The organism is Aeribacillus composti, assembly GCF_031760945.1.
In the GTDB taxonomy this organism is placed as follows: domain Bacteria; phylum Bacillota; class Bacilli; order Bacillales; family Aeribacillaceae; genus Aeribacillus; species Aeribacillus composti.
Genome location: NZ_CP134501.1, coordinates 1,422,679 through 1,446,137, shown reverse-complemented (window position 1 = coordinate 1,446,137; position 23,459 = coordinate 1,422,679). Strand labels below are relative to the sequence as shown.

General features: G+C 38.9%; 19 protein-coding genes. 3 read left to right on the top strand and 16 right to left on the bottom strand.

Going from position 1 to position 23,459, the window contains the following annotated elements; genetic code table 11:
• The first annotated feature begins 11 nt into the window (after positions 1-11).
• Positions 12-1,166: an aminotransferase A gene (locus RI196_RS07120; RefSeq protein ID WP_311067155.1), complete on the top strand. Its 1,155-nt coding sequence runs from the start codon at positions 12-14 to the stop codon at positions 1,164-1,166.
• 15 nt (positions 1,167-1,181) lie between these two features.
• On the opposite strand, the gene RI196_RS07115 is transcribed toward RI196_RS07120, so the two are convergent.
• Positions 1,182-2,975 (bottom strand): PAS domain S-box protein, encoded by a 1,794-nt coding sequence (locus tag RI196_RS07115; RefSeq protein WP_066247971.1) that lies wholly within the window; start codon positions 2,973-2,975, stop codon positions 1,182-1,184.
• A gap of 566 nt (positions 2,976-3,541) precedes the next feature.
• Positions 3,542-5,617, bottom strand: a complete 2,076-nt coding sequence (locus tag RI196_RS07110; protein ID WP_066247970.1) for a peptidoglycan D,D-transpeptidase FtsI family protein — start codon at positions 5,615-5,617, stop codon at positions 3,542-3,544.
• A gap of 345 nt (positions 5,618-5,962) precedes the next feature.
• Here RI196_RS07110 and RI196_RS07105 point away from each other — a divergent pair, with 345 nt between their 5' ends.
• Complete coding sequence (locus tag RI196_RS07105) at positions 5,963-6,748, top strand: CAP domain-containing protein (RefSeq protein ID WP_066247968.1); 786 nt, start codon at positions 5,963-5,965, stop codon at positions 6,746-6,748.
• Between the two features lie 145 nt (positions 6,749-6,893).
• Here the strand turns inward: RI196_RS07105 and RI196_RS07100 are convergent, their stop codons facing one another.
• The 13 genes from RI196_RS07100 to RI196_RS07040 all read right to left on the bottom strand — a co-directional run bounded on the left by RI196_RS07100 (position 6,894) and on the right by RI196_RS07040 (position 21,016).
• Positions 6,894-7,763 (bottom strand): NAD(P)-dependent oxidoreductase, encoded by an 870-nt coding sequence (locus tag RI196_RS07100; protein WP_311067154.1) that lies wholly within the window; start codon positions 7,761-7,763, stop codon positions 6,894-6,896.
• A gap of 95 nt (positions 7,764-7,858) precedes the next feature.
• The gene (locus tag RI196_RS07095) at positions 7,859-8,644 is read right to left on the bottom strand and encodes an SDR family oxidoreductase (RefSeq protein WP_130158864.1); all 786 of its coding nucleotides are present in this window, start codon (positions 8,642-8,644) and stop codon (positions 7,859-7,861) included.
• Positions 8,645-9,077: 433 nt separating this feature from the next.
• On the bottom strand, positions 9,078-11,060 hold the full coding sequence (locus tag RI196_RS07090; RefSeq protein ID WP_066247963.1) for a methyl-accepting chemotaxis protein: 1,983 nt from the start codon (positions 11,058-11,060) through the stop codon (positions 9,078-9,080).
• A gap of 639 nt (positions 11,061-11,699) precedes the next feature.
• Positions 11,700-13,415, bottom strand: coding sequence for a phosphoenolpyruvate--protein phosphotransferase (gene ptsP, locus RI196_RS07085; RefSeq protein WP_311067153.1), 1,716 nt, complete (start codon positions 13,413-13,415; stop codon positions 11,700-11,702).
• Positions 13,415-13,681: a phosphocarrier protein HPr gene (locus tag RI196_RS07080; RefSeq protein WP_063389338.1), complete on the bottom strand. Its 267-nt coding sequence runs from the start codon at positions 13,679-13,681 to the stop codon at positions 13,415-13,417. The genes ptsP and RI196_RS07080 overlap by 1 nt, the downstream gene beginning before the upstream one ends.
• 127 nt (positions 13,682-13,808) lie before the next feature.
• Positions 13,809-15,878 (bottom strand): glucose-specific PTS transporter subunit IIBC, encoded by a 2,070-nt coding sequence (gene ptsG, locus RI196_RS07075; RefSeq protein WP_311067152.1) that lies wholly within the window; start codon positions 15,876-15,878, stop codon positions 13,809-13,811.
• Positions 15,879-16,049: 171 nt separating this feature from the next.
• Positions 16,050-16,889 carry a glucose PTS transporter transcription antiterminator GlcT gene (glcT, locus tag RI196_RS07070; RefSeq protein WP_063389340.1) on the bottom strand — a complete coding sequence of 280 codons (840 nt, stop codon included), beginning with the start codon at positions 16,887-16,889 and terminating at the stop codon, positions 16,050-16,052.
• Between the two features lie 216 nt (positions 16,890-17,105).
• Positions 17,106-17,981 carry a cation diffusion facilitator family transporter gene (locus RI196_RS07065; RefSeq protein WP_311067151.1) on the bottom strand — a complete coding sequence of 292 codons (876 nt, stop codon included), beginning with the start codon at positions 17,979-17,981 and terminating at the stop codon, positions 17,106-17,108.
• Between the two features lie 252 nt (positions 17,982-18,233).
• A complete protein-coding gene (locus RI196_RS07060; RefSeq protein ID WP_063389342.1) occupies positions 18,234-18,380 on the bottom strand; it encodes a YvrJ family protein in 147 nt (48 codons plus the stop codon).
• A 66-nt stretch (positions 18,381-18,446) separates the two neighbouring features.
• Positions 18,447-18,665, bottom strand: a complete 219-nt coding sequence (locus tag RI196_RS07055) for a DUF2922 domain-containing protein (RefSeq protein WP_311067150.1) — start codon at positions 18,663-18,665, stop codon at positions 18,447-18,449.
• A gap of 19 nt (positions 18,666-18,684) precedes the next feature.
• The gene (locus RI196_RS07050; RefSeq protein WP_063389344.1) at positions 18,685-18,903 is read right to left on the bottom strand and encodes a DUF1659 domain-containing protein; all 219 of its coding nucleotides are present in this window, start codon (positions 18,901-18,903) and stop codon (positions 18,685-18,687) included.
• Between the two features lie 360 nt (positions 18,904-19,263).
• A complete protein-coding gene (gene pfkA / locus RI196_RS07045) occupies positions 19,264-20,223 on the bottom strand; it encodes a 6-phosphofructokinase (RefSeq protein ID WP_311067149.1) in 960 nt (319 codons plus the stop codon).
• Positions 20,224-20,320: 97 nt separating this feature from the next.
• Positions 20,321-21,016, bottom strand: a complete 696-nt coding sequence (locus RI196_RS07040; RefSeq protein ID WP_311067148.1) for a thermonuclease family protein — start codon at positions 21,014-21,016, stop codon at positions 20,321-20,323.
• Between the two features lie 208 nt (positions 21,017-21,224).
• Between RI196_RS07040 and RI196_RS07035 the strand changes: the two genes are divergently transcribed.
• On the top strand, positions 21,225-21,446 hold the full coding sequence (locus tag RI196_RS07035) for a hypothetical protein (protein ID WP_082829436.1): 222 nt from the start codon (positions 21,225-21,227) through the stop codon (positions 21,444-21,446).
• A gap of 27 nt (positions 21,447-21,473) precedes the next feature.
• Here the strand turns inward: RI196_RS07035 and RI196_RS07030 are convergent, their stop codons facing one another.
• Positions 21,474-23,372: a heavy metal translocating P-type ATPase gene (locus RI196_RS07030; RefSeq protein WP_063389348.1), complete on the bottom strand. Its 1,899-nt coding sequence runs from the start codon at positions 23,370-23,372 to the stop codon at positions 21,474-21,476.
• Positions 23,373-23,459 lie beyond the last annotated feature (87 nt).

The window sequence follows — 23,459 nt, the reverse complement described above, 5'->3', positions numbered from 1 at the left end:
AGGTGATTTGTATGGAACATTTGATTAACCAAAATGTAAAAAACATTGCGATTTCCGGCATTCGAGCTTTTTTTAACATCGTTTCCAACTATGACGATGTCGTTTCGCTAACGATTGGCCAGCCTGACTTCCCAACGCCTTCACATATAAAAGAAGCGGCAAAACAGGCAATTGATGACAACTATACAACGTATACGCATAATGCTGGATTGATCGATGTAAGAGAAGCAGCATGCCAATTTGTACATAAAAAATATCATCTCTCCTATGATCCTGGTTCGGAAGTGATTGTTACAATCGGGGCCAGCCAGGCGATTGATATAGCGCTTCGAACGATTTTGGAGCCCGGGACGGAGGTAATGCTGCCAGGTCCTGTTTATCCGGGGTATGAGCCAATTATTCAATTGTGCGGAGCAATACCCGTTTATGTTGATACGACAAAAAACAAATTTAAATTAACTGGGGATTTGATTAAACAAAATATAACAGAAAAAACCCGATGCATAATTTTGCCTTACCCGTCCAATCCGACAGGCGTTACATTCACTGCAGAGGAGCTGATAGAGATTGCCGATGCCGTTCGCGGGAAGGATATTTTTATTTTAGCGGATGAAATTTACAGTGAATTAACGTATGATGCACCTCATACCTCGATCGCTTCTTTTTTGCGGGAGCAGACGATCGTCGTCAATGGACTGTCCAAATCGCATAGCATGACTGGATGGCGGATCGGATTTCTTTTTGCGCCGAAAGATATCACAAAACATATGTTAAAAGTGCATCAATATAATGTTTCATGCGCTTCGTCGATCTCTCAAAAAGCTGCTTACAACGCTTTAACGGAAGGGTTTCATGATGGTCAAATAATGAAAAAAGAATATGAAAAACGATTGGAGTACGTATACGGTCGTCTCGTTGAAATGGGATTTGAGGTTGTTAAACCAAGCGGAGCCTTTTATTTGTTTCCTTCGATTCAATCATTTGGACAAAGCTCTTTTGATTTTGCTTTGGAGCTGGTTGAGAAGGCTGGTGTTGCGGTCGTCCCGGGGAGCGCTTTTTCCAAATTTGGAGAAGGGTTTATCCGCATCTCTTACGCTTACTCGACAAAAGAGCTGGAAAAAGCTTTGGACAGGCTTGAGCATTTTGTGCAACTGAAAAGAAAATAGAAAAACAGTGCGCTTTTAAAGCACTGTTTTTTGTTTTGGCAACTTAATTGTGAAAACGGTGCCTTTTTCGCTGCTCGACACATCGATCGTGCCTTTATGATTTTCAACAATTTTATATGTGATCATTAATCCTAGACCTGTTCCTTTTTCTTTTGTCGTTAAAAAAGGCTCCCCTAATCTTTCTAGCAGCTCTTTCGGTATCCCCTCTCCTTCATCTTTTATTTCAATTACAATGGAAAAATTTTCAGATTTAGTAGAAATTGTAACTGTTCCTCCATTTGGCATTGCTTCAATTGCATTCTTAATGAGATTGATAAAAACTTGCTTCAATTGGTTTTTATCGCAAACAACTTCTTGAATCTCATCAGAAAATTTTTTCTCAATCACAATATTTCTTAATATTGCTTCCGTTTCCAGCAGTGTAACAACTTCGCGTAAAATCGTTTTGACATTTGCTTTTTCAAAAACCGTTTCTTGCGGTTTCGCAAGCATCAGCAATTCACTCAAAATCATTTCAATTCGATTCAGCTCTGAAAAAATGATTTCAAAATATTGATTATCTTTTTCGATTTCACCATGCATCAGCTGTAAAAAACCTTTTATTGCTGTTAACGGATTGCGTATTTCGTGGGCGATACCTGCTGCCAGCTGCCCTGCAACAGAAAGCTTTTCAGAGCGAATCATCAATTCTTCCGCATGTTTATGTTCAGACAAATCTCGTAAAATTATTTGAACCGCCGGTTCGCCAAAATATGTTGTCGGAATGCAAACCATTTCGGTATGGACAATTTTTTTCGAATATGTATACCAGCTTTGCTTGGTCACGATTGTTTCCGTTCTTCCGTTCGTTATGTCATCTAATTGATCTTTGACATGCTGATGATATTCCGGGTGTAAAAAATGATAGATGCTTTTGCCCAATACGTCCGGATAATCTTGCGCACCGAAAAGCTTGATCCCCGACTCATTCATAAAAACCCATTTATCATTATGAATCACTGCAATTGTATCGATGGAATTTTGAATCAGCCTTTGATACTTTTCCCTGCTTTGCTGCAAAATGCTTTGGTATATTTTTTTGGATGAAATATCGGTAATGACAAGCAGTTCTGCTTGTTCGCCTTTATATGATATAAGCACGCTCTTCAACTCAACATAGATCTTGTTCCCGTCCAAAGATGTCCAAATTTGTTCTAAAATTCCGCTATCAATTCCTTTGTGAAGATTTTCAATCGTTTCATGGACAGATTCGTGAAACATTTTGTCAATAAATTGGAAAACCATTTTTCCAACAATATCTTCACTGCTAGTCGCCACAAGCAGCTTAACAGCAGCCGTATTAGCATATTGAACTTTCCCTTTTTTTGAAATTATGAGCGGGCACGGAAGCTCGTGCACAAAATCAAGAGCACCGTCAGCACGTATCGGATTTACTTCTTTGGGAACTTCATCTATCTTGTCATCCGCCGAAGTGACAGCAAACTTTAAGACAAATTCTCTTTGATCCTTGTTCAAATGATTGTATATAACATCAACTGACGTTTTCATCCAAATATAGGATCCATTTTTCTGCAAAAAACGGAAGGAACAAGGAAAGATATCATCTCCATGATATAAAAAGCTTTCAAATATATTTATATCTTCTACATGCAAGTATTCTGAAAGATTGGAACCGATTAGTTCTTTTTGTTTATATCCGAGCACTTTCAAACAATTTGAGGAGATGTATTCAAAATAGCCTTCATTAGAAATAATCGAATAAATGATTTCTGTTTGATTGTGCACACCCTTTTGTATTTGTTGACTCATCCCTGGCCCCCCTATTACTACCCTTTCCAGAAAGAAAAAGTCTATCTTGCTCATTGACCTGCTACTTTTTGTCCACCTAAAATTTTAATATAGTTTTACAAAATAAACATCTAAAAATGTGTCAATCTTACTATTTAAAATGTTTTTTCGACTTTTTCCACTGCATTTCCTTCCCTATAAAAAATATGTATGTATCAACATTTTAAAAAATACTGGCCAAAAAAGGGCTAGTTTTTTTTGTCTTATGCGGATTTTTCGGTTATTTTGCGGACTTTGCGCTTTCTTTGGATTTAACAACGCACCGGAGGTATGCAAGAGGTGGTATGAGCTTTACCGATTTTGCGGCCATGTGCGGTTTTTGCGCTTTCTTCGGGTTTCACACCATTCGGAGATATGCAGATAGGACAAAAGTTTGCGGTTTTTGCGGCATGTGCGAATTTCGAACCGTTTATCGAAAAATCTTTATGCGAATGCGGCATCGTTCAATTTATATGAATGGTTTTCGATAACTAATAGAAAAGCCATCGCTCGTTAAAAAGCGACGGCCCTTCAATATAATTTATTTTTTATTGCTCGTCATCATTTGATTTTGCATTGGAATTTCCGGCGTATTCTTTCTGTAAATCGATGTATGCTTTTACAATATCTCTCGCTATACGTTTATTCACATCTTCGCTTCCGGTTCTTTTTGTCCAAGGGACGACAACACTGAAAGCAACCTGCGGATCTTTGGCAGGATAATAGCCGATAAATGTTAAATTATAAACGTCTGTCCCCCAGTATTGGCGCTTCGTACCATAATAAGTCGTTTCCGCTGTTCCGGTTTTGCCCGCAACATTTAATCCATGTAACTGAGCGTAAGCTGTTCCGCGTCGAGTATTCGTCACTAGATAAAAGCCTTGTTGGACGCGTTGAATATCCTCTTCCGTATTGTTTATTCGGTTTAACACTTTTACCGGCATTTCTTGAGCAATCGGTCCGAGCCCATCGTCAGTCGGTTCAAGAATTTCTGTTACAAGCCGCGGCTTAACACGGTATCCGCCATTTGCAATCGTTGAAACATATTGGGCCATTTGCAGCGGTGTGTACGTATCAAACTGACCAATGGCAAGGTCAAGCAATTTCCCTCTGTCAGTTCCAGGATCAGATTGCTGCCCTGCGGACTCCTGCGGGAGATCAATCCCTGTCGGAACCCCTAAACCAAATTGGGCATAGTAATTCCGCATCTTTTGAAAATCTTCGTCTTTAGCTGGAAAACTTCTTCCCGGATAATATTGTATACCAGCAATTTTCATAGCGATATGGAACATATAAACGTTTGAACTTCTTTGCAACGCTGTTAGGTCAGATACAGCCCCCATATTTTGATAAGAAGATTTTTCCGGAGTCCCTTTTAAACGAATTGGTGCGTCATAAAAGACGGTTCCGTGTCTAAGACCAAATTGATATCCTGCTAAAACTGTCGCACCTTTAACGGTAGAACCCATTTCATATTGCGTCCCAAATGCACCGTAATCAAAGTTCAACATCTCTCCTGAATCGTACATTCGTCCGACCATCGCCAAAACGTCTCCTTTATACGGATCCATCATGACAACGAAAGCGCGGTCAACTAAATAATTTCCACGTCCTCTTGCTGCTTTGATCTGCTGATCAACAATTTTTTCAATTCTTTTTTGCAGTTCGATATCGATGGAAAGTTTTAAATCGAATCCTCTTCTGCCGTCATCAATTTCCTTTTGTGAAATCGTATTTCCATCTTTATCAGATATATATTGAACTTTTGCTTTTCTTGGGTTTAGATAATCCTCATATTGCTGCTCCAAATAGCTTTTTCCAACTCGTTCATTTCGGGCATAGCCTCGAGCTACAAAAAATGATTTATTGTCTTCTGGTATCCCTTCTTTTGGAGATGAGATTTTCCCTAAAATCGTTTTAAATACGTCATCATAAGGGTACACCCTTTCCCAATCTGTGATGACATCGACACCCGGAAGATTTTCCAGCTGTTCCGCAACCCTTGAAACTTCTTCTTGGCTTAAGTTCGTTGCGACAATCTGCGGCTCATACGCATATCCGGATGAAAATTTCGTATATAGAGCGGCAAGCTCCAATTCTTTTGGATCCTTCTCGATTTTTTTAATTTCTTCTTCCGGAACCCGTTCAACCTGAAGTGGATATGTTTCCTTAGGTTCTAATTTTTTCTCTTTTTCCGTCAATAAGTTTTCTGCCTTTTTTGGATTTTTGGCTATCCAATAATCCCGCAAATCTCTTTCTCTTAGAAAAGATGTGTCGAGATCAATCAGCTGTGCTAATTTTTTTGCTGTTTCCAGCTTGTCTTTCGTTTTGGTCGTCTTCTCCACCGTATAGGTCACAGCAGGAACATTTTTGTTGTCTACAACGATTCTCCCGTTTCGGTCAAACATTTTTCCTCTTGGTGCAGGATATTGCGCAACATTCACTTCTGTCCGGCTGACTTCTTTCGCATATTCTTCACCCTGAACAATTTGAACGATGCCAAGGCGGACGACAAGTGCGGCAAATAAAAGAAAAACGATAAAAAAGAAAAAATTGATACGAAAAATTCTCGCTTTCCTTTGCCGTTTTGTCTCAGAAGGAGTTGTTTCCGCTTCTTTTTTCACGAAGGAATCTTCCTTTCTTTTCTAATATAAATCATGTTTCAGTCGACTCATGAACTTGTAAATATATTGTAACATACATTACAAAGTTTTGTTTTCTATACAGATTGTCAACCCCTAATTCTTATCAATTTATAGACATTTTGCTTAATTTTGTCACTTCTTGAAGGAAGTATATCATATATTCCCTTGGTTGGAACCCTATAATTTCAACAATTACATGATAATGTTTATAAACTTAAAATCTATTATTTGTCAATGGAAGGAATAGACAAAAATATGACAAAAAACGCATGTTATGATAGTTTCGTAAATTACATGAACAAATTTCAAGGAGGTAGAAAACGCATGAAGAAATCTATTATTGCTTCTATTGCAGCAGCTGCCGCCATTTTCACTGCAGGCGCTGGCACAAATGCCAATGCAGCTGAAATTCAAAACCAACCAGTTCAAATCAAAAGCTACGTACAAACTTTCGGACCTTATCATATAAACGAAGATCAATTGAAACAGCTCATTCAATCAGCTGATTCAAAAGAATTGCAAAATCTATTAAACAACTGTTTACAAAATCCAAGCATAGAAGCAAATAATGCTATAAAAGAAGCAATTAAAAGAAACACAAACCAGCCTGCGAACAAGCAAGCTGTGAAAAAACCAGCCCAAACTACTCAAAAAACAACTCAGCCAGCACCATCTGCCAATGACAAAGCAACCAACAACCAAACACCAAAACAATCACAAACCGCTTCATCCGTAAATGCATTTGAGAAAAAAGTAGTTGAACTAACAAATGCTGAGCGGCAAAAACAAGGTTTAAAGCCTCTTGTTTTAGATGAAGCTTTAAGCAAGGTAGCTCGTGAAAAATCTTTAGATATGCAAAGAAACAAATATTTTTCCCACACAAGCCCGACTTACGGATCTCCGTTTGACATGATGAAAAAGTTCGGCATTTCCTTCAGAACAGCAGGGGAAAATATTGCAATGGGGCAGCGTACTCCTGAAGAAGTTGTTAATGCTTGGATGAACAGCTCTGGCCACAGACAAAACATTTTAAATCCTAACTTTACTCATATCGGCGTTGGTTACGTAGAAAATGGAAATTACTGGACACAAATGTTTATTGGAAAATAATAGATCGGACAGTTCACTCATTTCAACTGTTCAAAAGGTGTGGGGGACATGCCCCCACATTTTTTTTGAAAATAAATTGGCTGAGAAGCTGAGAAAAAGAAGAAGCTGACTAAAATTGTGTGACTTAAAAGAATGATGTGCGTTTTTATTTTTTCCACAGCTTATATAATGCATGTATTCCGCTATTTTCTTCTCCCATTTCAGCCAGTTTTTCATACAAGCTTCTCGCAAGCTCAAGCCCTGGTACGTCTAATTCCATTCTTCTTGCTTCCTCTAAAGCAATGTCCATATCTTTTATAAAGTGCTTGACATAAAATCCAGGCTCAAATTGATTCGAAAGCATTCTCGGTGCATAGTTCGACAAAGACCAGCTTCCAGCAGCCCCGGAGGAAATGCTTTTCAACACCTTATCTGGATCCAGCCCCGCCCGAACAGCGTAGGCAAGCGATTCACAAACACTAATGATGCCGGCAGCAATCGCAATTTGGTTGCACATTTTTGTATGCTGCCCCGCACCGGCTTTTCCTTGATAAACAATATTTTTTCCCATTTTCTCAAAAATTTCAAAACATTCATCGAACGTCTCTTGATCTCCTCCGACCATAATCGATAGCGTTCCATTTTTTGCTCCGACATCTCCTCCTGAAACAGGCGCATCTAAAAAGGAAATGCCTTTTTCCTTTGATTTTTCGTATATTTTTTCGGCAAGCGATGGTTTTGTCGTTGTCATGTCAATACATATAGCTCCTGGATAGGCATTGGCTAAAATTCCATTTTCACTAAAATAAACTTCTTCAACATCTTTCGGGAAACCAACCATTGTGATAATAACATTCGCATCTTTTGCGAGATCTTTGATCGATTCTTTCCAAACAGCACCTTGTTTGATCAAATCTTCGGCCTTTTCTTTCGTCCGGGTATAAACCGTAAGCGGATAACCCGCTTCAAGCAAATGACGTGCCATGCTTTTTCCCATTACTCCAAGCCCAATAAAACCGATTGTTTTTTTTGACATATTGTTCACCCTTTCCCCATTTCAGTGTATACGGCTTAGTAATGAAACTGTTCTGCTATGAAACGCTTGCATTTCAGCTTTCAGTGCACACCCGATTAAATGGACTTTACTAAACCGCCGTCAATCAAAAAGGTTTGTCCAGTCATATATGTATTCAAGTCAGACAGAAGAAACAGCACATAGTTCGCAAATTCATTCGGTTCTCCGTAGCGATTGAGGGGAATCGCTTCCAAATATTTGTTCTTGATCTCTTCTTTCGGAATACCGAGTTTCGCTGCATTCCATTCTTCCAATTGATCAATCCGTTCTGTTGCAATTCTGCCGGGTGATGCCGTGTTAATTAAAATATTGTACTTTGCAAATTCTGTTGCTAACGTTTTCGTCAGCCCCACAATTCCTAAGCGAAACGTGTTGGATAAAATTAAACCCGGGATCGGCTCCTTCACGGAAGAAGAAGCAATATTTACGATTTTCCCTCCTCTTTGTTTCATATGCGGAAGAACCTCGCGAATGGTACGGATATAGCTGAGCAAGTTTAATTCAAAAGCATTTTGCCAATCTTCATCAGTCATTTGCTCAAATCCTCCTGCAGGGGGACCGCCAGCGTTGTTAACGAGTAAATCAATTTTGCCAAACTCTTTTATTGTCTGATTAATTAGCCTGCTAATTTCCTCTTTTGAAGTAATGTCTGTTTTAATAAAGGCTGCTTTTCCTTTTCCAAGCGCATTTAATTGATTTGCCACGTCTATTAGCTTTTCTTCATTTCGGCTTGTGATCATCACGTCGGCTCCTTCTTCCACAAGCCTTGTTGCAATCGCTTTACCTAATCCTTGACTTGATGCCAAAACAAGTGCTGTTTTACCTTTGAAACCGAAATCCATTGACATTCCATCCTTTCACCTTTTCTTTCATCTTATCATGATCTTATCAAAATGTGGGAACTTTCGTTTTACTCCCATTCTGAATTTTTAAACGGCATAGAGCTTCTTTTGTTTGCTCAACACTGTCAAAGGCGGCTTGCGAAGGTGCGTTTAAGCTTGTCTTCTTTCACGCAGTAGTATGTCCAAAATTCAAATTTCAAAGGGAGCTTTAAACCCATGCTTTTTCTTGACATCAACTGTTATGATTTTCTTATCTGCCTGCTCATCTAGGTGAATTGCATTCAAATCAAAAATGAAGAAGGAGCTGTCCAGAAAGTCAAATCCCTATTGAAAACAAAAAATCATAAACACCGATATATCAACGTTTCTAAAACATTAATGGGGGCGTCAATAAGCCGTAAAAACGACTTATTAGACACCCCCTGCATATTTTTTATAACTTAAAGCGTTCTACTAAGCCTTTTAAGCGGTTGCTTTCTTCGCTTAACGATTCCGCTTTTTCCGCAACCATTGAGAATGCTTTGACTTGCTCGTTCGTTGTTGCACTGACTTCTTCCGCAGAGGCAGCTAGCTGCTGGGTTACTGCAGAAATATTTTCAATCGATTCGACGACTGTTTCTTTTTGCTCATTCATCCGATCGATCGCATTTAATGTTGATTTAATGGCATTAAGCAAATCTTCCATTTTAATTGCAATTTCATGAAACGCATTGCCTGTCACTTGAACAGCTTTGTTTTGTTCTTCATGAATTTTCTTCGAACGACTCATTGCATCGTAGGCATTTTTCGTTTCAATTTGGATTCCTTCAATCATATTTTTAATGTTTTCTGTCGCTTTTGCCGATTGTTCAGCAAGGTTTCTTACTTCCTCAGCGACAACTGCAAATCCTTTACCTGATTCACCTGCTCTTGCTGCTTCAATACTTGCATTTAAAGCGAGCAAGTTCGTCTGATCTGAAATTTTGGAAATGGTCGACACGATATCAGAAATTTTTTCAACTCGATCTACAAGATTTTGTAGTACGGATTGGACCATCTCAGATTCTTTGTCAGCCTCATTTGATTTTATTTGAAGCTCATTTAGCTTTTCTAAACCATTGTAGCTGGCATTTTGTGATTCGTAAGATAAATTTTCGACATTTTTTACATCATTGTTTACTTGTTGAATACAATCTTCTAATTGTTTGATTTGTCCGTTTATAATTTCCGTACTGTTTGCCTGCTCACCTGAGCCTTTTGCAATTTCCTCAATTGCAACGGAAATTTCCTCACTTGACGCAGTAGCTTCTTCCGAAACCACGTTTAATGTTTGAGCAGATTGCTGCAGCTCCTTCACGGATCCGTCCAGATCGAGGAGAATTTGTCGGATGTTATCGGTCATCTTCGTAAAGCTATTAGCCAATTTCCCGATTTCATCTTTATTTTTCACTGTTAATGTTCCGGATAAATCCCCTTCAGCCATTTTGTCGGCGTTTTTAGCCAAAAGCAAAATCGGCTTTGAAATGCTTCTCGAAACAAAACTAGTGATGAAAAATGCCACAATCAATGCAGCAATAATAATGGAAACGTTAATGCTCCGGATTGTGCGGGCTGTTTGCTCCAGATTTGCATCCGAATAGACTACACCGATTTTCCAATTTAGTTCCGTGATCGTTTCAAAAATAATGGTTGAATCTTTTCCATTTTCTTTTATAGAAGCTATACCACGTTTTTGGTTTTTAATCGCTGCCATAAGACCGTTGTTTTTATATAAATTTTTTCCGGTCATTTTCGGATGAGCGATGGCAACTCCATTTCTATCAAGCAGGAATGTATACCCTCCAAAGCCAGCTTCCACTTGCTTAACAAATTCATTAAACGTTGTTAAATTAATATCAATTCCAATAACGCCAAGCAACACCCCATCCTTTGTAATGGCCTTTGAGGCGGTAACAACATATTCTCCTTTTTCCCCATCACGATAAGGCTCTGACCACGAAACAAAGTTTGGACTTGTTACAGCGCTTTTATACCAAGGTCGTGAATTGATTATCAAATCTTCCTTTAAGTTTAACTCAGGTTCTGCAGCAACAAGAGTCTTAGTGTTGGCTACATAGACAGACCGGACCAATTGATTAGCGCTTAAAAACGATTGAAACGTTTCCTTTACGGACTGTAAAGATTGATCGTCATTTTTTTCAAGCAGCTGTGCGATTTCCGGTTCATTGCTGAAAAGCAGCAAAATTCTTTCATATTCCTGCATCTGTAAAAGCAGGTTCTTTTTCGCTTGCTTAACAATCGATTGCCCCGTATGAAACGCATCTGATTTAATGTTCTTTTGAACAAAATAATCAGACGTGAAAAAAACAACCAAAAGTGAAAAAATTAACAATATGGTGATGAGCGCTGTCAATTTCCACTGAAGCTTTTTAAACATTTGTTCCATCTCCTACATAAATCTTTATTTAATAAAAATAATTAAGAAAACTTATACGTTTTCTAATGTATATATCGGCAATCTGATTTATCTTTTTACAAAATGAAACTAATTATCTTTTTCATATTTCCAATTGGCTTTGTTTTTGGGAGCGATCTTGCATAAAAAAAGCATAGGCTGCATGTGTTTCTTCTTAAAAAAAGATACCGCCGTAGCGGTGCCGGCTGTGAAAAAGAAAAAAAGTTTTAGCAAATTGGAGGAAAGTAACAAGAAGAGATTCGGATATCGAGGGCTTCAAATTTTTGCATTTGCAAACTTATCCTAATTTATATCGTGATACCCCGTCGTTTTAGTTGCTCAAACTACAAAAAGCTTTTTATGAACTGCAGCTGCTGTGTTTTGCTTTCTATCGTTTGCATCAAATTAGCTATACGCTCGCTGCAAATCATTTTTATATTTTGATGGACTTTATCGGGATAATAAAGCGGATGTAAAAATCAAAAAATGCTGATCTCAGCGTTTTTCATATTCCATTTTACTTAGAGCCGAAATTCTTTTATATTCACCTTCCGTAAATAAATCGGCTCTTGCATCAAAAAAAGAAGCCGATTCAGATTAAACTGATCGGCTCCTTATCTTTTATATTTGGAACGTTTTTTTAACAAAAGAAACGACTTCTTCCGTTGTTTGCATAGAAAGAACTTTTTCTTTAAAGCTTTCTGCTTCCTGTTTTGAAAGCTTTTTAATTTGTGAACGCGCAGGCAAAATAGATGTTGCGCTCATGGAAAATTCATCTAATCCAAGTCCAAGCAGAAGCGGTATAGCAATCGGGTCTCCTGCCATTTCTCCGCACATTCCAACCCATTTTCCTTCTTTATGAGCTGCATCGATCACAATGGAAATTAATCGGAGGATGGCCGGATTATACGGTTGATACAAATATGAAACCCGTTCATTCATCCGGTCTGCTGCCATTGTATATTGAATTAAATCATTTGTTCCAATGCTGAAGAAATCAACCACTTTGGCAAATTGATCCGCCATAACAGCAGTTGATGGAATTTCAACCATTATTCCAACTTCGATATCATCAGCTACTTCAATACCTGCTTGAACAAGTTTTTCTTTTTCTTCGAGCAGAATAGCTTTCGCTTGATGGAATTCATCGATTGTCGCAATCATTGGAAACATGATTTTTAAGTTTCCATATTTGCTTGCGCGAAGCAGCGCTTTAAGCTGTGTCCGAAAAATATCTTGCTTTTCTAAACAAAGGCGGATGGCGCGGAATCCAAGAAAAGGATTCAGCTCCTTTGGAAGATTCAAGTAAGGAAGCTCTTTGTCCCCGCCGATATCCAATGTACGGACAACAACAGGTTTTCCTTCCATTCTCTCAAGAACTGTTTTATATGCTTCAAATTGTTCTTCTTCTGTAGGCATTTGGTCTCGTCCCATGTATAAAAATTCCGTACGGTAGAGACCTATTCCTTCACCGCCGTTGTCAAGAACACCTTGTATGTCATTAGGCGTGCCAATATTAGCGGCAAGCTCGACACGATGTCCATCCTTCGACAACGTCGGCTCGTCTTTTAATTTAGCCCATTCCGCTTTTTGCTCTTCATATTTTTCTCTTTTCTTTTCATATTCGGCAATACAATCTTCACTTGGATTTATGATTACTTGTCCTTCAATCCCATCAACAATGACTAAAGCACCGCTTTCAATTTTGGCGGTAGCTTCCTTTGTTCCGACAACAGCAGGGATTTCCATAGAACGAGCCATGATCGCAGAATGGGATGTTCTTCCTCCAATATCAGTTGTAAATGCTTTAACAAAATTTTTGTTTAATTGCGCAGTATCAGAGGGTGTTAAATCTTCTGCAACAATAATGACTTCTTCATTAATTAAACTTGGATTTGGGATTTGAACGCCTAATAAATGGGCTATAACCCTTTTCGTGACATCCCGAATATCCGCTGCTCGCTCGCGCATATACTCATTTTCCATCGCTTCGAACATCGCAATAAATTGATCAGCTGTTTCCCTCATCGCAAATTCAGCGTTTACAGCTTCGTTTTCGATTTTCTCTTTGACTGGATTTAACAGCTCAGGATCGTTCAAAACGAGCAAATGCGCTTCAAAAATCGCTGCTTTATCCGCACCAAGCCTTTCTTCTGTGCTGTTTTTAATTACCTCGAGCTCTGCTTTGGCGCTTTCGACAGATTGTTCAAAACGCTCAATTTCTGCTCGAATATTTTGTATTTCTTTTTTTGATACGGTTAAATCCGGCTCTTCTAGACGGTATGCCTTCGCAATAGCGATACCGTTTGATGCTGCAATCCCAGATAGCTGTATCATTATTCGCCTAACCCTTCTTTTTTGATTGTCTCTTCAATCGCTTGAAGTGCATCATTTTCATCAGCACCTGATGCTGTAACTTTAATGGTTGCTCCTTTTGGAATACCTAATGACATAACTCCCATAATAGATTTTAAGTTTACTGTTTTTCCATTGTATTCCAAATTAATGTCGGCTTCAAATTTGCTTGCCGTTTGCACTAATATAGTCGCAGGTCTTGCGTGAATTCCTGTGTCAGCGGTAATGTTGAATGTTTTTTCAGCCATTTGCATCAAATCCTTTCTGCTATTTTCTTTAAAAATTTTATCAGTGCATGTCGAGTTGTGCAAGCTGATAATCAATTATTTGTGAAACCAGCCTTGTCCGATTTAAACAAGGCCGGTTTACTAACTGCTACCGAATGGCAATAATGTTTTCTTCGCCCTTGTTTACTTTGCCTACTTTTTTCAATTCAATTGCTTCACCTTCTTTTAAATTAGTGAAGACAATCGGCGTCATAATAGAAGGAGAATGATTTTTAACATATTCAAGATCCACTTCAAGAAGTTTGTCACCCAATTTTACAGTATCGCCTTCTGAAACGAAAATGTCAAATCCTTTTCCTTTCAATTTCACTGTATCAATACCAAAATGGATCAATATTTCATGGCCAGAATCAGACTGCAAGCTAATAGCATGTTTCGTAGGAAATACATTTAACACTTTACCGTTAACAGGAGAGACGACGACACCTTCTTCAGGTACAATAGCAATCCCATCTCCCATCATTTTTCCAGAGAATACTTGATCCGGTACTTCTGTAATCGGATGAAGAGTACCTGTCATAGGCGATGAAAATGTTAAGCTTTCGCTTTGTAATTCTTCCGGCATAACATTTTCCACTTGTTCTTTAACTTCCTGCTCTGGAGAATGAACTTTTTCTGCTCTTGGAGTTCTTCCATTCATGATGTCTTGTATTTGAGTTTTTAAATTGTCCGATTTAGGGCCAAAAATTGCCTGGATGTTGTTGCCCACTTCTAAAACACCTGAAGCGCCGAGCTTTTTCAAGCGTTCTTTATCAACTTTCTTTTGATCATGAACAGATACGCGCAGCCTTGTGATACATGCATCAAGATGCTGAATATTTTCATTTCCGCCAAGCGCCTCTAAAATGTTATATGGAAGATCTCCGGCTTTTTCGCTCTCCTGCTCATCATCAGACGTTTCAACACTTGCATCTTCCCGTCCAGGAGTTTTCAGGTTGAATTTTCGGATGGCAAATCGGAAACCGAAATAGTAAATGACCGCAAATACAAGCCCAACTGGGATAACGAGCCACCAAGCTGTTCGATTCGGAAGGACGCCAAATAATATAAAGTCGATCACTCCGCCTGAAAAAGTCATTCCAATTTTAACATGTAAAATATGCATGACCATGAAGGATAGTCCTGCAAATATCGCATGAATCGCAAATAAAAGCGGTGCTACAAACAAAAAGCTGAATTCAATCGGTTCTGTAATTCCTGTTAAAAACGATGTCAACGCGGCAGAACCCATAATCCCTGCGACCACTTTTTTATTCTCGGGTTTTGCTTCGTGATAAATAGCGAGTGCTGCGGCCGGGAGACCGAACATCATAAACGGAAATTTACCTGTCATAAACGTTCCAGCTGTCAATTCCACACCGTCCTTGATTTGGGCAAAGAAAATGGCCTGATCGCCGCGAACAACGTGCCCTGCTTCGTTTACATAAGAACCAAATTCATACCAAAAAGGAGCATAGAAAATATGATGTAATCCAAACGGAATCAATGAACGTTCAATCACACCGAAAATAAAAGCGGCGAGCGTTTTGTTCGTCTCAAGTATTCCTTGAGAAAACTGGTTTAATGCCCCTTGGATCGGCGGCCAAATAAAGTACATCGCAATCCCTAATAGAACAGCGGACGCAGCTGTCACAATTGGAACAAACCGCTTTCCGGCAAAAAATCCTAAATATTGCGGAAGCTCAATTTTATAATATTTGTTGTACATATAAGCAGCTATGATACCTACTATGATCCCGCCAAACACACCTGTTTGCAAAGTCTCAATTCCGAGAACGTTTGCAAATGCTGGATCAGAACTAATATCTTTAGGCATTTGACCCAAACCTGTTAAAATACCGTTCATTGTAACATTCATAATTAAGTAGCCGATGACTGCTGCAATCCCTGCAACTCCATCGCCGTTTGCAAGACCGATCGCAACGCCGACTGCAAATAACAACGGCAGGTTGGAGAATACAATTTGCCCAGCTTGCTCCATGACGCTTGCGATAAGCACGATCCAGTCGTTCGTTAAAGCAGGAATTCTATCTGTTAAATCCGGATTTTGCATAGCATTACCAAATGCAAGCAAAATACCTGCTGCAGGAAGAAGCGCTACCGGCAGCATAAGCGCGCGTCCTATTTTTTGTAAAACACCGAAAATTGATTTAAACATAACATGACCTCCTTATAATTATCATTTGACAAATGCAGCAAGAATAATCGATGTATTAGAAAAAACAAAAAAGGCATGGTGAAACAAGGCGTCAACTGTACGAAAACAAATCCCTATACAGTACACCTTGCTCACTCATGCCTGATCGAATCAGTAACACGTGCGCAAAATTTATTCTTTTTTTGCTATTCGATATAAATGCATCGTTAAATAAACAGCTTCTGCTTCATCAATTTGTTTTTTCAATACTTGCTGCATCATTTTAATCATTTTCCATGCAACATTATAGCATAGAGGATATTTTTTTTTCAACAATAAAGCTAATTCTTCTGGTTCTTCCGTTTTTTCCTCTTTGAGAACCCTTTCAATTGTTGCCTGAAGATGCCTTACAAGCCGCAAATAATTAAAGCTTTCTTTATCAAGCTGGATGTTTAAGGAATCTTCTGCAACTTCGATTAACTGAGCAATAAGCTGAGAATGGCGGTTCACTTCAGAAATTGATTTATGCGTTATGGCGCTGTGAATGTGGAGAGCGATGAAACCGATCTCACCTTTGGGCAGCTTGATTTTCAGCTTATCTTCAATAATGGACACCACTTCACTAGCAATATTATATTCTTTCGGATAAAGCACTTCAGTCTCTGATAAAAAAGGGTTTTTGATGTCCATCCCCTGCTCGATCCTCTTAATTGCGAACGTAATATGGTCTGTTAAAGCTATATGAATATGTTCATTCAGAGGAAGTCCGACTTTCTTTGAAATGTGGGCAATACAGTCTGAAACAACTTCTATCATCTTCTCGTTTGTATAAGGAAGAAGTTTTTTATATTGTTCCTGTTCTTGTTCGTTTTTCAGCACAAATATCTTTTCAACTGTTTCGTTGGAAATCAGCTCCCCCCTTTTTTTTCCGAAACCGATTCCTTTTCCAATCAAGACGACTTCCTGAAAGGTGTCGTGGCCAGCTATTAATACATTATTATTCAACACCTTTTTTACTTTAAAGGACCCCATGTTTAAAAAGACGCTCCTTTACCAGAAATCTATATAATCGTACAAAAAAAGAACGGGGAGGTCAATGCATTTTGCACTCAGCAAAAGCAAGAAAAAATTTACAATCGAACACCTAAGACTGGGGGTGAGGCATCTAAAATGGAAATAGAAAATTTAGTTTTTTCATCTTTCTCGGCAGTTCATACTTTCCTTTCCAAAAATGAAGAGTCCGTTTTTTCAACTGTCGCCTTTTAAAGGTTCTATATGCACATGTACGTTCGTAATATTAAATTCTTCCGTCAGCCTTCTTTCCACTTCATCACAAATCGCATGGCTTTCAACGACATTTAAATTAGAATGAACTTTAATGACAACATCAACATATACGGTGCTTCCGACATATCTGGCTTTAATATCTTCAAGCGATTGAACTCCGGGTATATTGTTAATCGTTTCTTTATATTTGTCTAACTCCTTCTCGGAAAATCCGTCCGTTAAGGAATGAACCGCTTCTTTGAAGATATCCCAAGCAGTTTTGCAAATAAGCACTCCGATGATCATCGCAACAACTGTGTCCATCCATGCGATATGAAATTGCGCCGCCAAAATCCCTAGGAATGTTCCGACACTGACATATGCATCGGATCGATTGTCCATAGCTGCTGCCGTGAGCGCTTGACTTTTTATTTTTTTCGCAAGTCTTACATTAAATAAATAAACGGAAAACATGACGATTGCTGAGCCAATAGCCGTCCATGCCGCGATCAAATCAGGTGATTCTGTTTTCGGGTTTATGATTGATTTTGCTCCTTCAGTAAGAACTTCAAAACCAACCATGACCATAATCAATGATGCAATTAAAGACGCAATGGTTTCTGCCCGAAAATGTCCATAGTGATGATCTTGGTCAGGAGGACGCTGCGATATTTTTAATCCGACTAAAACCGCGATCGAAGCAATTACATCAGTCCCGTTGTTCAGTCCGTCAGCCATTAAAGCTTCCGAATGAAAAAAATATCCGACCGCTATCTTTACAACGGTCAACAAAATATAGGCTGCAATGCTAATCCATGCTCCCCGTTCACCCTTTTTTAAATTTTGATAAACTTCCACCTTCCACTAACTCCATTCGTTTAGTCTGCCATTTATACTATCAAAAAAACATGTAAAGGTCTATACATACAGATTATTTCCTTGTTACAAAAGGTTTAATATCAAAAGGTTTTTCTGAAATCAAAGCGATCATTCCAATATGGAGATTAGTAAAACAAGGAAAAATATAAATTATTTCATTTTTTTTACATTACATTAAAAAAATATAGCAACCAAACTTTTTACAGTTTGATTGCTATCAATCGAGAGAGATTAATTTTCTTTTTGTGTCAAATAAACCGGGATCATTTGAATCGAATGGTTTAGGTCATCAAGCTTGCCTTCAATCCGGTGAAGCAAATAGAGTGTCACAACAATAGGAAAACCGACATCGCTGATAAACGACAGCCAATCGTGCAAACCAATCCCTCCCTTTATGGCATCTGAAATCCGGCCTGTTCCCGAACCGGAAACAGGCCGCTTCCGTCAGCTCATCGTATATTCTGTCACCGTTTGCTCAATAATTCTGGCTCCTTTTTTTGAAACGAGCGAACCCCCAGAAGAAGTAAAAACATTTGATTGAATGATTGTTTCCATAGCTTGACCAATTTGCTCTGCTGTTAATGAATCCTTAGGTTCATCAACATTAATTCTGACTGTCTTTCCTTCCATATTGGCAAAAAGAAGATCGAGCGATTTAGACATTTTTTCACCCCCAGATTACTTATGCATTAATTTGATGCGTATCGTTTCGTTCCACTTTGGCAAGCGGCATTTTTTGAAGACTGGCAATTGCTTGGGCTGCTCTAAGCAAATCATCTGCACTAGCTGACGTTTTAATATTGCTGTAATTTTTATAGCGATACAGCGGCTTGCCGGAATGATCAAAACCTTCTTCAAAAACAAGACGCAATTGTGATTTGACCGGTTGAACCTCAGCCATTTGCTCGCACCTCCTTTCACCTTCTTTATATAAAGAAATGAAAAAAAAGGGGCAGCAAATATGTAAAAAGGTGAAAAAAGAAATGAAAACGGAGCCCTGTCGCTGCAGACAACGGCTGTTGATGCCGTTTTGACCATTTCCAATAAACGGAATCTCTTTGGTTTCGTCAATATTTTATTTGGATAAAACTAAATGTTAGAGTAATGAATTTCATCAAAATTAAAAAAGCATTTACGAAGTGCTCTCTTTTATTATGAAAGTGGTCAAACCCCATTAAAAAAGGAGACTTCGTAAATGCAAAACTATTGTGTATCACAAAACGGAACGGATGAAAAAATAAAAGAGCGGTGTCCGCTCTTTTTAAATAGAAAGCTGTTTTGACAACGTATATAATTCTCCGATTGGTTCGCTCTTTTCTTTCAATATCTCTTCAATATCATGATCAACGATTTGGTTTTTCTGTATTCCGACTGCTCTTCCGCCTTTTCCTTCTAACAGAAGCTCAACTGCTCTCGCTCCCATTCTGGAAGCAAGAACTCTATCAAATCCAGTTGGAGAGCCGCCGCGCTGAATATGTCCTAATACCGATACTCGCGTCTCAATGCCGTGTTTTTCCTTTAAAATATCGGCAAGTTTTGATGCGCTCATAACTCCTTCAGCTAACGCAATAATGGAATGTTTTTTCCCGCGTTCAACACCATGCTCCAACCGCTTGACAATATCATCTAAGTCAAACGATCTTTCAGGGATTAAGATCGTTTCAGCGCCTCCAGCTACTCCTGCCCAAAGCGCTATATCACCAGCATGCCGCCCCATCACTTCGATTATAAAAATCCGCTCATGGGATTGCGCTGTGTCCCTAATTTGGTCCATTGCCCTTACAACCGTATTTAGAGCTGTATCAAATCCGATCGTGAAATCTGTTCCTGGAATATCGTTATCGATCGTTCCAGGCAATCCAATGCAAGGGAAGCCTTTTTCCGTCAGCTTCAAAGCCCCTCGGTATGATCCGTCTCCGCCAATTACAACAAGACCTTCAATTTCAAATGATTTTAATTGTTGAATCGCAAGAAGCTGTCCTTCTTCTGTTTTAAATTGTTCAGAGCGCGACGATTGGAGAATCGTGCCGCCGCGGTGAATAATGTCCCCTACAGAGCCAAGCTCTAATTTTTTTATGTCACCGTTAATTAATCCTTGATATCCATGGTATACTCCATAAACTTCCAACCCATGAAATATCCCTTTTCTTACAACTGCACGTATTGCAGCATTCATCCCCGGAGAATCTCCGCCAGACGTTAATACAGCTATTCGTTTCATTCCATCACCTCATTATGCAGTTCAATAATTGCTGCCATCTCATGTTTTAATAAAATGTATTATATCAAAAAATTTTCCCGCTTAAATGATTTTCTCGTTATTCAGCTTTTCGAAATCCGGCTTCTTTTGCTTCCTCCTCTGTACAAAACATCATTTCTGGTTTTGTTATATAATAGTGCCTGCTGCCAGGCATATGGTATATTTTTTCACCTTTTGAATTAATGTTTCCTTTTATGTCGCAGCCCTCTTTTTTGTCGTCTTGTCCAATCTTATCATTAAATCCATCGTTTGTAACATAGTTTTCTATACTCCAGATTCCGATTTCTTTTTGCTGGGCTTTTTTTTGAACATCCAAAAAACGGTCTACATATTTTGTATTTGGCTGATGAACGTATGCGACGCGGGCTAGCCCGTTTTCAAGCAGCATTTCATTAAACATTTGTCCGTTTATATATAAATAAACAAGCAATCTTCCATACTTGTCACGTTCTCTAACGCCAAGCTCTAATTCAACTTTTTTGTCTGACAGCATTTCTTTTGCAAAATTGCTTGCTTCGATTGCAAATGGCTGCACAGGCTTCGTTGGGTGTACAGATTCAGGAGTATCGACAAGAAGAAGTCGGATTGTTTCTTTTTTATTGTTGACGATGACTTTCATCGTATCACCATCGACGACATCAATTACTTTGGCTTCCAACCGATTGTTTACGGCTGAATCATCTTTTTGCCAAAGCTCCCATCCGAAAAATAATGCAAGCAAACCAAAAAATAAAACAATCCATTTTCTCCACATGATGTTCTTCCTCTCTATTGTGTCCATTCAATGAAATATCATTTTAAGCGAAAAGAACATTCATATCAATAAGAAATGTGGAGGATTTTTCACCTTCAAAGTTATTTTAAATGTTGTTTACATTTTTCTCGGAATATTTTATAAATAAAACCATTCTAGTATAATAATAATGGTAAAGCAATCGGGGGAGTTAAGGAGTGTATTTTTTGTGACATTTATCAAAAGAAATATCGTCCCGATCCTCTGCTTGGCGGCATTTTCGTCACCCATAATCGGCATGATGTTAATTGATGTGTATTATTACAGTTCGGTAATCGGGTGGGTGGTTGGATTCATTTTTATTGTAGCTGCATACATAATTGTAACGAAACGACCCGATGACTCTGAACCAAATGACTTTTTAAAAGAAAATAAAAGGCGGATCATATAGCTTAATCCGCCTTGTTATTCTTCTTATTTATGATCTTAATAGCCGCAATCCATTTAAAATGACAAGTATGGTGCTTCCTTCGTGGCCAATGACTCCGAACGGCAAGTCAATGACTTGAAGGAAATTAGCACATATGAGAAGGGCGATGACCGATAGAGAAAAGGCAATATTTTGTTTCACAATTTTGTTCATTTTTTGCGACAATTCGATCGCTTTGATCAATTTCGTTAAATCGTTTTTCATTAATACAACATCTGCTGTTTCCAAAGCAACATCCGTTCCCTCCCCCATTGCTATACCGACAGATGCTGTTTTTAAAGCTGGTGCGTCATTGATACCGTCGCCGATCATCGCCGTTACGCCGAATTGTTTATTCAACTGCTTTATTCGGTCAACTTTGCTTTCAGGCAGACATTCACCGTGAAATTCATCAACGGATGCCTCTTTAGCAATGGCTTCAGCTGACGCTTTCGTATCGCCCGTCAGCATCACCGTATAGATGCCTTTGCTTTTCAATTCATCCATCAAATTTTTCATATCAGGTCTAAGTACATCTTTTAAAGCGATGCTTGCGGCAATTCCTTTTTCGTCTTTAACATAAACAACCGTTTTTCCTTGTTTGTATAATTTCTTGGAAACAGAGTTTTGAAATTGTTCAGCCTCTTCTTTTCCGACAAACGCAGCTTTCCCAACGAATATTTTCTGCCCGTTCCAAGAAGCAGAAACTCCAAACCCTGAATGTTCATCCACTGATACCCATTCATCTTTCAGTCCTTTTACATTTTCCTGAATATAAGCTGTAATAGCTTTGGCAAGAGGATGGGAGGATTGCCGCTCAATATTATAAACTGCTTGTAGCAGCTCTGTTTTTTCGATGTCTGGGCGTACGATTACGTCCGTGACGATCGGCTCGCCTTTTGTCAAAGTTCCCGTTTTATCAAACGCGACCGCCCGAATTTTATTAAGACGCTCTAAATGTACGCCCCCTTTAAACAAAATGCCGTTTCTTGCCCCGTTAGAAATAGCGGATAACGTCGCCGGCATGATCGAGGCGACGAGCGCGCACGGGGAAGCCACTACCATAAACACCATCGATCTGTAAAAAGCTTCCTGAAAGCTCCAGCCTAATAAAAATGGAGGAGCAAACATCAAAACAGCCACTGCAATAAGCACACCTTTTACATACGTTCCTTCAAATTTTTCAATAAATTGCTGGGACGGAGATTTTTCAGATTGGGCGTTTTGCACCAGTTCAATAATTTTTTGAAAAAGCGTTTCCGATGCTTTTTTCGTTACGCGAACGGTGATCGATCCATTTACGTTTACAGTCCCTGCATACACTTCACTTCCAGGCTCTTTCTCAACCGGGATGGATTCGCCCGTTATAGCTGATTCATCCACTGTCGTATGACCATTTATGAGCTGGCCATCCACCGGAATGCGGTCCCCGGGCTTCACAATGATCAAATCTCCAATCGATAAAGTGGAAACATGCACTTTTTCTTCCCGTCCATCTACTAAAAGCAGCGCTTCTTCAGGCTGCAATTCCATCAATGAAGAGATCTCCTTGTTTGTTTTGTTCATTGTATACGTTTCTAATGCGCCGCTTAGGGCAAAAATAAAAATTAAAATCGCTCCTTCAAGCCAATGGCCGATGATTGCCGAACCGATAGCAGCAAAAACCATCAGCAGCTCTACATTCAACTTGCCTTCGCGGATCGTTTCTTCAATTCCCTCTTTAGCTTTGGCAAATCCCCCTATAACGAATGCGAAAATAAATAAAATCGTTGATATGATGTTGAAATCATCTATGCTAAGCAGCCAAGCGAAAAAAATGAGAACACCTGACACAATGGCCGCAATCATTTCAACATGCTGTTTCAACCCTTGAAATAATTCCGTATTATGAAACATCTTTGCTTCCATTCTCACTTACAACCTCCTAACTGAGAATAAAATTCAGCTTCACTTCTATTGAATTCCATATGCTATTCTTGGCGACTAGTAAAAAAC